The organism is Stenotrophomonas sp. YJH_SMC_32 (assembly GCF_059369975.1).
Map to the genome: position 1 here is coordinate 49,889 of NZ_JCAFTE010000010.1, position 12,575 is coordinate 62,463.

12 protein-coding genes are annotated in these 12,575 nt (G+C 66.3%); 8 read left to right on the forward strand and 4 right to left on the reverse strand.

Annotation, left to right across the window (positions count from 1 at the left end):
- The first annotated feature begins 77 nt into the window (after positions 1-77).
- A complete protein-coding gene (locus AC5P7S_RS13185) occupies positions 78-962 on the forward strand; it encodes a LysR family transcriptional regulator (RefSeq protein ID WP_095379285.1) in 885 nt (294 codons plus the stop codon).
- A 76-nt stretch (positions 963-1,038) separates the two neighbouring features.
- Here AC5P7S_RS13185 and pip read toward each other — a convergent pair whose 3' ends face one another.
- Both pip and prmC read right to left on the reverse strand, forming a co-directional pair.
- A complete protein-coding gene (pip, locus tag AC5P7S_RS13190; RefSeq protein WP_095379283.1) occupies positions 1,039-1,980 on the reverse strand; it encodes a prolyl aminopeptidase in 942 nt (313 codons plus the stop codon).
- Between the two features lie 48 nt (positions 1,981-2,028).
- Entirely contained in the window at positions 2,029-2,886 is an 858-nt protein-coding gene (gene prmC / locus AC5P7S_RS13195; protein ID WP_065196909.1) for a peptide chain release factor N(5)-glutamine methyltransferase, read from the reverse strand.
- A gap of 355 nt (positions 2,887-3,241) precedes the next feature.
- On the opposite strand from prmC, the gene ahpC reads away from it, so the two are divergent.
- The 5 genes from ahpC (at position 3,242) to AC5P7S_RS13220 (ending at position 8,207) form a co-directional block, all read left to right on the forward strand.
- Positions 3,242-3,805: an alkyl hydroperoxide reductase subunit C gene (gene ahpC / locus AC5P7S_RS13200; protein WP_065199459.1), complete on the forward strand. Its 564-nt coding sequence runs from the start codon at positions 3,242-3,244 to the stop codon at positions 3,803-3,805.
- Between the two features lie 225 nt (positions 3,806-4,030).
- Entirely contained in the window at positions 4,031-5,623 is a 1,593-nt protein-coding gene (gene ahpF / locus AC5P7S_RS13205) for an alkyl hydroperoxide reductase subunit F (RefSeq protein ID WP_005415367.1), read from the forward strand.
- Between the two features lie 85 nt (positions 5,624-5,708).
- Positions 5,709-6,671, forward strand: a complete 963-nt coding sequence (locus AC5P7S_RS13210) for a LysR substrate-binding domain-containing protein (protein ID WP_049414506.1) — start codon at positions 5,709-5,711, stop codon at positions 6,669-6,671.
- 124 nt (positions 6,672-6,795) lie between these two features.
- Positions 6,796-7,200: a nucleoside diphosphate kinase regulator gene (gene rnk, locus AC5P7S_RS13215; RefSeq protein ID WP_005408156.1), complete on the forward strand. Its 405-nt coding sequence runs from the start codon at positions 6,796-6,798 to the stop codon at positions 7,198-7,200.
- Between the two features lie 50 nt (positions 7,201-7,250).
- The gene (locus tag AC5P7S_RS13220; RefSeq protein WP_095379281.1) at positions 7,251-8,207 is read left to right on the forward strand and encodes a transaldolase; all 957 of its coding nucleotides are present in this window, start codon (positions 7,251-7,253) and stop codon (positions 8,205-8,207) included.
- Positions 8,208-8,943: 736 nt separating this feature from the next.
- Here the strand turns inward: AC5P7S_RS13220 and msrA are convergent.
- Positions 8,944-9,609: a peptide-methionine (S)-S-oxide reductase MsrA gene (gene msrA / locus AC5P7S_RS13225; protein WP_032968772.1), complete on the reverse strand. Its 666-nt coding sequence runs from the start codon at positions 9,607-9,609 to the stop codon at positions 8,944-8,946.
- A 30-nt stretch (positions 9,610-9,639) separates the two neighbouring features.
- Entirely contained in the window at positions 9,640-9,903 is a 264-nt protein-coding gene (locus AC5P7S_RS13230) for a putative signal transducing protein (RefSeq protein ID WP_005415362.1), read from the reverse strand.
- A gap of 197 nt (positions 9,904-10,100) precedes the next feature.
- On the opposite strand from AC5P7S_RS13230, the gene AC5P7S_RS13235 reads away from it, so the two are divergent.
- Both AC5P7S_RS13235 and AC5P7S_RS13240 read left to right on the forward strand, forming a co-directional pair.
- The gene (locus AC5P7S_RS13235) at positions 10,101-11,849 is read left to right on the forward strand and encodes a glutamine--tRNA ligase/YqeY domain fusion protein (RefSeq protein WP_065186344.1); all 1,749 of its coding nucleotides are present in this window, start codon (positions 10,101-10,103) and stop codon (positions 11,847-11,849) included.
- Positions 11,850-11,892: 43 nt separating this feature from the next.
- A complete protein-coding gene (locus tag AC5P7S_RS13240; protein ID WP_095379343.1) occupies positions 11,893-12,546 on the forward strand; it encodes a hypothetical protein in 654 nt (217 codons plus the stop codon).
- Positions 12,547-12,575: the final 29 nt, after the last annotated feature.

Below are 12,575 nucleotides of genomic sequence, written 5' to 3' on the forward strand. Positions count from 1 at the left end.
GTCTCATTGATGCAGAGCTATCAATAAACCCCTTTCCGTCCATATCTGTCATGATTTTCAGCATGAATGGAACCTCGATGGACCTCAATGCCGTGCGCATGCTGGTGCAGGTGGCCGAAGCACGCAGTTTCACCGTCGCCGCCGGGCAACTGGGCCTGAGCCAGTCAGGCCTGTCGCGCGCGATCAGTCGGCTGGAGGCCGCGCTGGGGGTGAAGCTGCTGCAGCGAAACACCCGCAACGTGGCACTGACCCCGGATGGTCGCCAGTTCGTCGATCAGGTCGCGCCCCTGCTGTGCGGTCTCGAGGATGCCGAACGCCAGTTGGCCGACCGTCCGTGCACGCCCTCGGGCACCCTGAAGATCAGTGCGCCCTCGATGTTCGGGCGCAAGGTGCTGGTACCGCTGCTCGGGCCGATGCTGCAGCAGCACCCGCAACTGCAGGTGGAAGCCGTGCTCAACGACCGCCTGGTCGATCTGGTTGAAGAAGGTTTCGATGCCGCGCTGCGCACCGGCGTCATCGCCGACCAGCGCATCGTCGCGCGGCCCTTGCGGCCGCTGCGCTGGGTGACGGTGGCCAGCCCCGCCTATCTGGCCCGCTGTGGCGCACCGGGCGATGTAGCCTCGCTGCAGAATCACGCCTGCCTGGCGGTGCGCAACCTGCGCAGTGGCCGGCTGGTGGACTGGCAGTTCCTGCAGGACGGCCAGCTTCATGATTTCACGCCACCGGCGCGGATGGTGTTCGACAGCGGCGATCCGCTGGTGGAAGCGGCGATCGCCGGCATCGGCATCGTGCAGGTGATGGATTTCGCGGTGGCCGACGCCTTGGCCGACGGCCGCCTGCTGCGCGTGCTGCAGCCGTTTGAAGGCCGCAGCCGCGCGCTGTCACTGATCTACCCACCGTCGCGCCAGCATTCGCCGAAACTGCAGGTACTGGCCGACGCGTTGCTGGCTGGGGACTGGTAGATCCACGCCATGCGTGGATGGGTTCCTGGCTGGGGTCAGAGCCCTTTCCGTGGGAAAGGGATCTGACCCCGGGGCATTACGCGAAGCTATCGGTGGCGCGCACCAGCGCGTCCACGTTCTCGGCCTCGAACGCCGAATGGCCCGAGGCCGGGGTGATTTCCAGCTTCGCCTTCGGCCACACCTTGGTCAGGTCCCAGGCGTTGGCCAGCGGGCAGACCACGTCGTAGCGGCCGTGCACGATCACGCCCGGAATGTCGGCGATGCGGTGTGCGTCGCGCAGCAGCTGGTCTTCCACCTCGAAGAAGCCGCCGTTGACGAAGTAGTGGTTCTCGATGCGGGCAAACGCCAGCGCGAAATGCGGGTCTTCGTGGCTGTTGATGAAGTCATCATCGACGTGCAGGAAGCTGGTCGCGCCTTCCCACACCGCCCACGCCTTGGCCGCTTCCAGGCGGGTGGTCTCGTCTTCGCTGGTCAGGCGGCGGTAGAAGGCCGAGATCAGGTCATGACGCTCCACCAGCGGAATCGGCTTGAGGTAGTGCTCCCACGCATCCGGGAACAGGCGGTTGGCGCCTTCCTGGTAGAACCATTCCAGCTCCCAGCGACGCAGCATGAAGATGCCGCGCAGGACCAGTTCGGTCACGCGCTGCGGATGGGTCTCGGCATAGGCCAGCGCCAGGGTCGAGCCCCAGCTGCCACCGAACACCTGCCAGCGATCGACCTTCAGGTGCTCGCGCAGCTTCTCGATATCGGCGACGAGGTCCCAGGTGGTGTTGTCCACCAGGTCCGCGTGCGGGGTGGAACGGCCGGCACCGCGCTGATCGAACAGGATGATGCGGTACTTGGACGGATCGTGGAACTGGCGCATCTTGTCGCTGCAGCCGCCACCCGGGCCACCATGCAGCATCACCACCGGCTTGCCTTCCGGGTTGCCGCACTGTTCGAAGTACAGCGTGTGGCGGTCGTCGACCTTCAGGGTGCCGACGTCGTAGGGGGTGATGGCGGGGTACAGCGTACGCATGCTTGCAGCTCCAGGGTGATGCCCTGCCGGGGCAGGAGAACCGCCATTCTAGGCCGGACGCCGGCCCAGGGTGATGCGGTCGCGCTGCTCCAGGTCCTGCACGGTCTGCACCTCGGCAAATCCCGTCGCCTCGAACAGTGCCCGGATCGCCGCGCCCTGGTCCCAACCGTGCTCGATCAGCAACCAACCGCCGGGCCGCAGGTGGGCCTGGCCACCATCGACGATGCGGCGGATGTCATCCAGGCCGTCCATGCCCGAGGCCAGCGCGGTAGACGGTTCGAAGCGCAGGTCGCCCTGTTCCAGGTGCGGGTCGTTGCTGGCGATGTACGGCGGATTGCTGGCGATCAGGTCGAAGCGCACGCCCTGCAGCGGCGCATACCAGTCGTGCCCGCCCTCGGCGAAACGGACGTTGTCCAGTTCATGGCGGGCCGCATTGCGCGCGGCCACGGCCAGCGCGCCCGGGCTGGCATCGGTGGCCAGCACCTGTGCCCGGGGCCGTTCGCTGGCCAGTGCCAGTGCGATCGCACCGCTGCCGGTACCGAGGTCGGCCAGCTGCAACGCCTGGTCCGGCGGCAGTCGCTCCAGCGCCAACTCGACCAGCAGCTCGGTTTCCGGGCGCGGGATCAGCGTGGCCGGGTCGACCTCCAGGTCCAGCGTCCAGAAACCGCGGCGCCCGGTCAGGTAGGCAACCGGCTCACCGGCCACACGGCGGGCCAGCAAGGCTTCGAAGGCGGCCTGGTCATTGGCGGCCAGCGGATCGGTGGCATGGGCGAACAGCCAGCTGCGCGGGCGCTCCAGTACATGCAGCAGCAGCAGTTCGGCTTCGTGGCGGGCGTCGACACCGCCCAAGCGGGCACTGGCGTCAGCTACGACCTGACGCAGGGTGGGTTCGGGTTGGAAAGACATGCCTCAATTGTAGAGCCGAGCCGATGCTCGGCTGCTGCTGGAACAGCCGAGCATCGGCTCGGCTCTACAGATCCACCGTCGAGCATGGCTCGACGCTACAAAAAGCTCGAATCCGTTCAGGTTTCGCCAGAGGGTATAAGGAGGGGCTATCAGCCCTCTTCACACGTCCCGATCGATTTTCCTTGTCACACAAGCAGTTGCAGGATGGGAGCGGCAGGGTTCAGTGCCTGCTCATGGCCATTTGATAGACTCCATCTATCAAATAGATGCAATCAATGGATTGTTCATATCGCGAGCGAATGGGTAACCTAGCTCCTGTCGATTCACCCACTCCCCTTCACCAAGAGGAAAAATGATGTCCCTCATCAATACCCAGATCCAGCCGTTCGAAGCCAACGCCTACCACAACGGCGAGTTCATCAAGGTTTCCGACAACAGCCTGAAGGGCCAGTGGTCCGTCCTGATCTTCATGCCGGCCGCCTTCACCTTCAACTGCCCGACCGAGATCGAGGACGCGGCCGACCACTACGCCGAGTTCAAGAAGGCCGGCGCCGAGGTCTACATCGTCACCACCGATACCCACTTCTCGCACAAGGTGTGGCACGAAACCTCGCCGGCCGTCGGCAAGGCCCAGTTCCCGCTGGTCGGCGACCCGACCCACCAGCTGACCCGCGCCTTCGGCGTGCACATTGAAGAAGAAGGCCTGGCCCTGCGCGGCACCTTCATCATCAACCCGGAAGGCGTGATCAAGACCCTGGAGATCCACTCCAACGAGATCGCCCGTGACGTGTCCGAGACCCTGCGCAAGCTCAAGGCTGCCCAGTTCACCGCCGCCAACCCGAACCAGGTCTGCCCGGCCAAGTGGAAGGAAGGCGAGAAGACCCTGACCCCGTCGCTGGACCTGGTCGGCAAGATCTAAAGCAGTACCGGCCTGCCGTGGCCCCACACCACGGCGCGCCCTTCATCCCCGTGCCGGTCCCCCCGCCGGCGTGGGGGTGAACCCAAGACAGCCAACGCTCGCCCGCCTTGGCCAGCCAGCCCCTTCCACGGTCGCTGTCTTGGGTTCACCCCTACCCCCTGCTGGTCCGCTACCTTCTACAGCGGTGCCACGCCCCCTGTTTGCCTGAAGCCAGGAGATGACCCGATGTTGGACGCCAACCTGCAGTCGCAGCTGAAGACCTATCTGGAGCGCGTGACCCGCCCGATCCAGATCACCGCGCACGCCGACGACGGCGCCAAGTCGCAGGAAATGCTGGAACTGCTGCAGACCCTGGAAAACCTGTCGGACAAGATCACGCTGCAGGTCCTGCGCGATGGCCAGGGCCGCGTGCCGTCCTTCGACCTGGGCACGCCGGGCCAGGACATCCACCTGACCTTCGCCGGCCTGCCGATGGGTCACGAGTTCACCTCGCTGGTGCTGGCCCTGCTGCAGGTCGGCGGCCACCCGTCCAAGGCAACCGCCGAGCTGATCGAGCAGGTGCAGAACCTGGAAGGTGAATACAAGTTCGAAACCTACTTCTCGCTGTCCTGCCAGAACTGCCCGGACGTGGTGCAGGCGCTGAACCTGGCCGCGGTACTCAACCCACGCATCCAGCACGTGGCCATCGATGGTGCGCTGTTCCAGGACGAAGTCGAGAAGCGCGAGATCATGTCGGTGCCGACCGTGTACCTCAACGGTGAAGTGTTCGACCAGGGCCGCATGACCCTGGAGCAGATCGTGGCCAAGCTGGACACCAATGCCAGCAAGCGCGATGCCGAGAAGATCGCCGCCAAGGATGCTTTCGACGTACTGGTGGTCGGTGGTGGCCCGGCTGGCGCCGCAGCGGCGATCTATGCCGCGCGCAAGGGCATCCGTACCGGCATCGCTGCCGAGCGCTTCGGTGGCCAGGTGCTGGACACCATGGCGATCGAGAACTTCATCTCGGTGAAGGAAACCGAAGGCCCGAAGCTGGCCACGGCGCTGGAGCAGCATGTGCGCGAGTACGACGTGGACATCATGAACCTGCAGCGCGCCAGTGCGCTGGTGCCGGCCGGCGAAGACGGCCTGGTGCAGGTGCAGCTGGAGAACGGCGCGGTGCTGAAGTCGCGTTCGGTGATCCTGTCCACCGGCGCGCGCTGGCGGCAGATGAACGTGCCGGGCGAGGACCAGTACCGCAACAAGGGCGTGGCCTACTGCCCGCACTGCGATGGTCCGCTGTTCAAGGGCAAGCGCGTGGCGGTGATCGGCGGCGGCAACTCCGGTGTGGAAGCGGCCATCGACCTGGCCGGCATCGTGTCGCATGTAACCCTGCTGGAGTTCGATTCCAGCCTGCGTGCCGACGAAGTGCTGCAGAAGAAGCTGCGCAGCCTGGGCAACGTCACCGTGCTGACCAGCGCACAGACCACCGAAGTGCTCGGCGACGGCAGCAAGGTCACCGGCCTGGTCTACAAGGACCGCATCGGCGGCGATGCCCACCGCGTCGAGCTGGAAGGCATCTTCGTGCAGATCGGCCTGCTGCCCAACACCGAGTGGCTGAAGGATGTGGTGGCGCTGTCGCCGCGTGGCGAGATCGTCATCGACGATCGCGGCCAGACCAACCTGCCGGGTGTGTTTGCTGCTGGCGATTGCACGACGGTGCCCTACAAGCAGATCATCATCGCCATGGGCGCCGGTTCCACCGCCGCACTGAGCGCGTTCGACCACCTGATCCGCTCGTCGGTGAGCAACAGCAGCGGTGCCGTTGCTGAAGCGGCCTGATCCACCGTTCCCAGATCACCGGGAACATTGTCTGCCTGTCGGGTAACCACGCCGTCAGCCGGTCCGTTACCCCTGGGGTGTAAGGATGAACCTACGTGATCTGAAGTACCTGGTAGCCCTGGCCGACCACAAGCATTTCGGCCGGGCTGCCGCTTCCTGCTTTGTCAGCCAGCCGACGTTGTCCACGCAGATCCGCAAGCTGGAGGAAGAGCTCGGCCTGCCGCTGGTGGAACGCGCACCGCGCAAGGTGATGCTGACCCCGGCGGGCCAGGAAGCAGCAGCACGGGCGCGGGTGATCGTGTCCGAAGTGGAACAGCTGAAGGAAGCGGCGCGACGCAGCCGCGATCCGGAAGCCGGTACGGTGCGCCTGGGGATCTTCCCGACCCTCGGCCCGTACCTGCTGCCGCATGTGATCCCGCGCATCCGCGAGCGCTTCCCGGAGCTGGAACTGCTGCTGGTCGAGGAAAAGAGCGATGTGCTGCTGGACCGCCTGCGCGAAGGCAAGCTCGACGCTGCATTGCTGGCGCTGCCGGTGATCGACGACCAGCTGCATGCCGAGTTCCTGTTCGAGGAACCCTTCCTGCTGGCCGTCTCCGGTCGCCACCCGCTGGCACGTCGCGAGCACCTGGACGTGCAGGAACTGGCCACGCAGAAGCTGCTGCTGCTGGAGGACGGCCATTGCCTGCGCGACCAGGCGCTGGAAGTCTGCCGCCTGTTCGGCGCCAACGAGAAGTCCGAGTTCCGCGCCACCAGCCTGGAAACGCTGCGGCAGATGGTCGCCGCCGACGTCGGCATCACCCTGCTGCCGAGCCTGTCGGTGCAGCCGCCAGTGCCGCGCTCGAACAACATCCGCCTGCTCGACTTCACCGGCGAAGGCCGTCCCAGCCGCCGCATCGCCATGATCTGGCGCCGCAGCTCGGCCATGAACGACTTCCTGATGGACCTGGCCGACCAGTTCAAGCGTCTGCCGCAGGCGCTGTTCACGCTGGAGGCGCTCGATGCCGGCAGCGATGCACCGGCCCTGCCCGGCCCCGCGCTGAACGGCTGAGCCCCCCGCAGTACCGGCCTGGAATCGGCAGGAGTCGATTCCGGCCGCATTTGTCCCCACAATACAGACAGGCGGCGCCAGCAGGTGCCGCCTTTTGCATGGCTTTCAACCAAGGAGCTTCACCATGAGTACCGCCAGCGGCCTGCCGCCGTCGATCACCGTTTCCACCTTCGACATGGACCGCCTGGACGCCATGCTCGAATCCCCCGCGCTGAGCCAGACGCCTGCCGCGCTCGCGCTTGCTGAAGAACTCAACCGGGCCACCGTGCTGGCACCGGACCAGATTCCCGAAGGCATCGTCATGATGCATTCGCGCGTGGAGTGCGAAGATGAAGTGTCGGGCGAGAAGCACGTCCTGACCCTGGTCTTCCCCCGCGAAGCCAACGTCGATGAAGGCAAGGTTTCCGTGCTGGCCCCGGTCGGCAGTGCCCTGCTCGGCCTTTCGATCGGCCAGAGCATCGACTGGAACGCGCCCGGCGGCCGCAAGCTGCGCCTGCGCGTGACCGCGGTCCACAACGACCGCCCCTGATTACCGCTGCGCACCGCGCGCGATTCGATCCCCCTGCCCCAGGAGCCGTAATGAGTACCCCGTCCAAACTGTCCCAGCTGCGCGAACTGTCCGTGGTCGTTGCCGATACCGGTGACTACGAGGCGATCAAGCGCCTGCAGCCGGTGGACTGCACCACCAATCCGACCCTGGTGAAGAAGGCGCTGGACCTGCCGGTCTACGCCGAGCTGATCGAACGCGAACTGGCCTGGGGCCGCCAGCAGAGTGGCGACCGCGAAGCCGTGGTGCACGCCGTGGCCGACCGCCTGACCATCGGCGTCGGCGCGCTGCTGAGCACGCTGGTGCCGGGCCGGGTGTCCACCGAGGTGGATGCCGACCTGGCTCACGACACCGCTGCCACCGTGGCCAAGGCCCGCCAGTTCATCCAGATGTACGCCGATGCCGGCGTGCCGCGCGAGAAGATCCTGATCAAGATCGCCGCGACCTGGGAAGGCGTGGAAGCCGCACGCATCCTGCAGGCCGAGGGCATCGACTGCAACCTGACCCTGATCTTCAACCCGACCCAGGCGCTGGCCTGCAGCGAAGCCGGGGCGTTCCTGATCTCGCCGTTCGTCGGCCGCATCCTGGACTGGTACGTGGCCAACGGCCAGGCCCCGGCCACCATCGATGAAGACCCGGGCGTGAAGTTCGTGCGCGGCGTGTATGCCGAATTCAAGCGTCGCGGTTCGCCGACGGTGGTGATGGGCGCCTCGTTCCGTTCGACCGCGCAGATCGAAGCGCTGGCCGGCTGCGACCGCCTGACGATTTCTCCGGACCTGCTGGAAAAGCTGGACGCCGACCACGACGAGCTGCCGCGCAAGCTGGTGGCCGGCGCCGCCGATGGCACGGCGGTGACACCGATCGATGCGGCGAAGTTCGCGGCGGACCTGGCGGCCGATCCGATGGCCACCGAGAAGCTGGCGACCGGCATCGATGCGTTTGCCAAGGATCTGGAAGCGCTGCGCGAGCGGATCCGCGCGGCACTGTGAGGGTTTCGGCCAACGGCTGAGCCCCTCGTGGCAGGTCGGTTGGCCGCAAAGAGCAAAAAGCCGCGCTGGTTCGGGCGGGTTGGGTTCGCGGGAGACGCCGTGAATCCATCCCTGGAGGCTTGGCCGCCGCTTGCTCGTGTGCGCTGTCCTGCGCACACGGCAAGACCGGGGTTGGGCGTCCTGCCCAACCCGCCCGAGGCATGCCTCGGGCCCATGCGGCGGACACTCCCGCGAACCCAACCCGCCCGCCCTCTGACAGTTTCCGATGGCCACCCGCCACGGAAGGAAGGAAGAAGAGCAACAGCGGGTCGCGCGCTTCGCTTGCTTGGAGCGGAGCATGGCTCCGCTCTACAGAAAGCACTGCAGGATCAAACAAAAAGGACGCGGCGAACGCCGCGTCCTTTTTGTTTTCCATCAGTTCGTCAGTAACCCAATGCTCTTTCCCACCGTCACCGGGAAACTTTCGGGGGTGGGGCGGTGTGGGTTGGCAGGACCGTTGGCGCCATGGGCCCGAGGCATGCCTCGGGCGGGTTGGGCAGGACGCCCAACCCCGGTCTTGCCGTGTGCGCAGGACAGCGCACACGAGCAAGGCGCCATCGAGCCCCCAGGGACGGGTTCACGGCGTGTCCTGCCAACCCACACCGCCCCACCCAACAAGCAGCAACCCAGAGCCGCTTTGGCTTTGGCTTTGGCAGTTGCTTTCAGCTTCAGCCCGCCGCAGGCGGACCACCGCGCGTCAGCGCGGCGCCTCCACATCCAACCCGATCGGGCAGCTCACGCCGGTGCCGCCGATGCCGCAGTAGCCGTTCGGATTCTTCGCCAGGTACTGCTGGTGGTAGTCCTCGGCGTAGTAGTACGCCGGTGCCGGGTACACGATCTCGGTGGTGATCGGGCCGTAGCCGGCCGCATCCAGCTGCGCCTGGTAAGCCTCGCGGCTGGCCAGCGCGGCGGCGTACTGTGCCTCGTCGGTGGCGTGGATCGCCGAACGGTACTGGGTGCCGGTGTCGTTGCCCTGGCGCATACCCTGGGTCGGGTCGTGGCTTTCCCAGAACAGCTGCAGCAGCCGCTCCAGGCTCACCACCGCCGGGTCGAACACCACCTGCACCACTTCGGTGTGGCCGGTCAGGCCCGAGCAGACCTCTTCATAGGTCGGGTTCGGCGTGATGCCACCTGCATAGCCGACCGAGGTGCTGTACACGCCCGGCTCGGTCCAGAACTTGCGCTCGGCGCCCCAGAAGCAGCCCAGCGCAAAGCGGATCTGCTGCAGGCCGGCGAAACGGTCCTTCAGCGGATGGCTGTTCACGAAGTGCTGGTTGCTGTGCAGCGGCAGCGGTTGGTCACGCCCCGGCAGCGCCTCTTCCGGGCGCGGCAGGCGCTGCTTGAAGGCGCCGATGCCGAGGATGCCCTGGCCAATTCCCAACATGATGCGCTCCTACGCCGGAAGACCGGCAATGTCGTCTGCATCGGAAATGGGGTCGGACGGGGCCTGGCCCAAGTCCAGCGCCGCCACGATGTCCTCGGCCTGCGGCCGCGCCGCATCGGGGATGCCGACCCGCAGCACGCCAAACAGCGGCAGCTCGCCCATCCCGCCCAGCAGCTGCTCTCCGAACACGAACGCGGGGATACCGGCGTCTTCCAAGGCGTGCTTGACCAGATGGGCGTCGAACAGGTTGTCGGCCTTGTACACGATGTGCATGTGGCGGCTCCTCGGGGCAAGGGTCCAGCATACGCCTGGGGGCTGAATGGTGGAGAGGGCGGGATCCGAGAGTTGCCGGCCAGCGGCCGGCACTACCGGAAGACGCCTGGTAGTGCCGGCCGCTGGCCGGCAACCCCGGCAGCCCCGCCCGGTACGCGCTAGACTGTTGGTCTTTCTGCCTTTCTTTTCGCCGACTCATGTCCGAGCACACCCCCGCCAGCCCCGAGACCCCCGCCGACAGCCACGAGAAGCGCGATTTCATCCGCCAGATCGTGCGCGAGGACCTGGCCAGCGGAAAGCACCAGGCGATCAAGACCCGCTTCCCGCCGGAGCCGAACGGCTACCTGCACATCGGTCACGCCAAGTCGATCTGCCTGAACTTCGGCATCGCCGGTGAATTCAGCGGCGTCTGCAACCTGCGCTTCGATGACACCAACCCGGCCAAGGAAGATCCGGAATACGTGGCCGCGATCCAGGACGACGTGCGCTGGCTGGGCTTCAGCTGGAACGAGCTGCGCCACGCCTCGGACTACTTCCAGGCCTACTACCTGGCCGCCGAGAAGCTGATCGAACAGGGCAAGGCCTATGTCTGCGACCTGTCGGCCGAAGAAGTGCGTGCCTACCGCGGCACCCTGACCGAGCCGGGTCGCCCGTCGCCGTGGCGCGACCGCAGCGTCGAGGAAAACCTCGACCTGTTCCGCCGCATGCGCGCCGGTGAGTTCCCCGATGGCGCGCGCACCCTGCGCGCGAAGATCGACATGGCCAGCGGCAACATCAACCTGCGCGATCCGGCGCTGTACCGCATCAAGCACGTCGAGCACCAGAACACCGGCAACGCGTGGCCGATCTACCCGATGTACGACTTCGCCCATGCGCTGGGTGATTCGATCGAGGGCATCACGCACTCGCTGTGCACGCTGGAATTCGAAGACCACCGCCCGCTGTACGACTGGTGCGTGGACAACGTCGATTTCGCCCATGACGACGCGCTGACCCAGCCCCTGGTCGATGCCGGGCTGCCACGCGAAGCGGCCAAGCCGCGCCAGATCGAGTTCTCGCGCCTGAACATCAACTACACGGTGATGAGCAAGCGCAAGCTGATGGCGCTGGTCACTGAACAGCTGGTGGACGGCTGGGAAGACCCGCGCATGCCGACCCTGCAGGGCCTGCGACGCCGTGGCTACACCCCGGCCGCGATGCGCCTGTTCGCCGAGCGCGTGGGCATCAGCAAGCAGAATTCGCTGATCGACTTCAGCGTGCTCGAAGGCGCACTGCGCGAGGACCTCGACAGCGCCGCGCCGCGCCGCATGGCCGTGGTCGACCCGGTCAAGCTGGTGCTGACCAACCTTCCGGAAGGCCACGAAGAACTGCTGACCTTCAGCAACCACCCGAAGGACGAAAGCTTCGGCAGCCGCGAAGTTCCGTTCGCCCGCGAAGTGTGGATCGATCGCGAGGACTTCGCCGAAGTGCCGCCGAAGGGCTGGAAGCGCCTGGTGCCGGGCGGCGAAGTGCGCCTGCGTGGCGCCGGCATCATCCGCTGCGACGAAGTGATCAAGGATGCCGACGGCACCATCATCGAACTGCGCGGCTGGCTCGATCCGGAATCGCGTCCGGGCATGGAAGGCGCCAACCGCAAGGTCAAGGGCACCATCCACTGGGTGAGCGCCGTGCACGGCGTGCCGGCCGAGATCCGCCTGTACGACCGCCTGTTCTCGGTGCCGAACCCTGACGACGAATCGGAAGGCAAGACCTACCGCGACTACCTGAACCCGGAATCGCGCCGTACCGTCACCGGCTATGTCGAGCCGGCCGCAGCCAGCGCCGCACCGGAGCAGTCGTTCCAGTTCGAGCGCACCGGCTATTTCGTCGCTGACCGCCGCGATCACACCGAAGCCAAGCCGGTGTTCAACCGCAGCGTGACCCTGCGCGACACCTGGTCGGCCTGAGCACCTGCGCGGGCGCCCACACGGCGCCCGCACGCCCCCGACGATGATCACCGCCCTGTCCGTCCTGCTCTGGTTCATCTCGCAGCATCCGCTGCTGACGTTCTTTGCAGCGATGGTGCTGGCCGGGCTGGTCTCGTGGTGGCGACGCTTTCCAGGCTACGCCATCGTGGTGTTCCCGCTGGCGATGCTCAACATGTTCTTCGGCCACTTCCTCAACGCCACCTTCCTCAACCTGGTGGGCGAGCGCGGCGAAGCGGTGATCGTCAAGGCAGAGCGAACCAGCTCGACGCTCAACGAACAGTACATCTGGCGCTACGAAGCGGTGCTGCGCACTGCCGAAGGGCGCGATGTGGAGGCGGTGTTCCACACCAACACCGCCTCGCTGTGGCCGCTGGAAAACGCCATCCGCATCCCGGCGCGCGACCAGCCGTTCGTGGTCAAGTACACGCCGGGTTTCCCGCGCAACTTCGTCATCCTCACCAACGAATCACCCCACGGCATCGCCCAGGCCCGGTCCAGCGCGCGCGAGCGGGTGGAGGTGGCAGCACGCAAGCTGCATTTCAGCCCGGGCAATGCCGATTTCCGCGCGGAGTATCGCCGCGAACTGGAAAGCTGGCTGCGCGACCACGGCAACGACCCGCAGCAGCAGTCCGACGCGCAGCGCTATCGCGCCGAACTTGACGCGCTCGACCGCTAGCACCAGGCCCGGCCTGGATGCTCCACCCG

Bases quoted from the DNA above. Each gene is read 5' to 3' on its own strand.
- AC5P7S_RS13240 (WP_095379343.1), top strand. From the start codon at position 11,893: ATGATCACCGCCCTGTCCGTCCTGCTCTGGTTCATCTCGCAGCATCCG.
- prmC (WP_065196909.1), bottom strand. From the start codon at position 2,886: ATGTCTTTCCAACCCGAACCCACCCTGCGTCAGGTCGTAGCTGACGCC.
- AC5P7S_RS13235 (WP_065186344.1), top strand. From the start codon at position 10,101: ATGTCCGAGCACACCCCCGCCAGCCCCGAGACCCCCGCCGACAGCCAC.
- pip (WP_095379283.1), bottom strand. From the start codon at position 1,980: ATGCGTACGCTGTACCCCGCCATCACCCCCTACGACGTCGGCACCCTG.
- rnk (WP_005408156.1), top strand. From the start codon at position 6,796: ATGAGTACCGCCAGCGGCCTGCCGCCGTCGATCACCGTTTCCACCTTC.
- AC5P7S_RS13220 (WP_095379281.1), top strand. From the start codon at position 7,251: ATGAGTACCCCGTCCAAACTGTCCCAGCTGCGCGAACTGTCCGTGGTC.
- AC5P7S_RS13210 (WP_049414506.1), top strand. From the start codon at position 5,709: ATGAACCTACGTGATCTGAAGTACCTGGTAGCCCTGGCCGACCACAAG.
- AC5P7S_RS13185 (WP_095379285.1), top strand. From the start codon at position 78: ATGGACCTCAATGCCGTGCGCATGCTGGTGCAGGTGGCCGAAGCACGC.
- ahpF (WP_005415367.1), top strand. From the start codon at position 4,031: ATGTTGGACGCCAACCTGCAGTCGCAGCTGAAGACCTATCTGGAGCGC.
- AC5P7S_RS13230 (WP_005415362.1), bottom strand. From the start codon at position 9,903: ATGCACATCGTGTACAAGGCCGACAACCTGTTCGACGCCCATCTGGTC.
- ahpC (WP_065199459.1), top strand. From the start codon at position 3,242: ATGTCCCTCATCAATACCCAGATCCAGCCGTTCGAAGCCAACGCCTAC.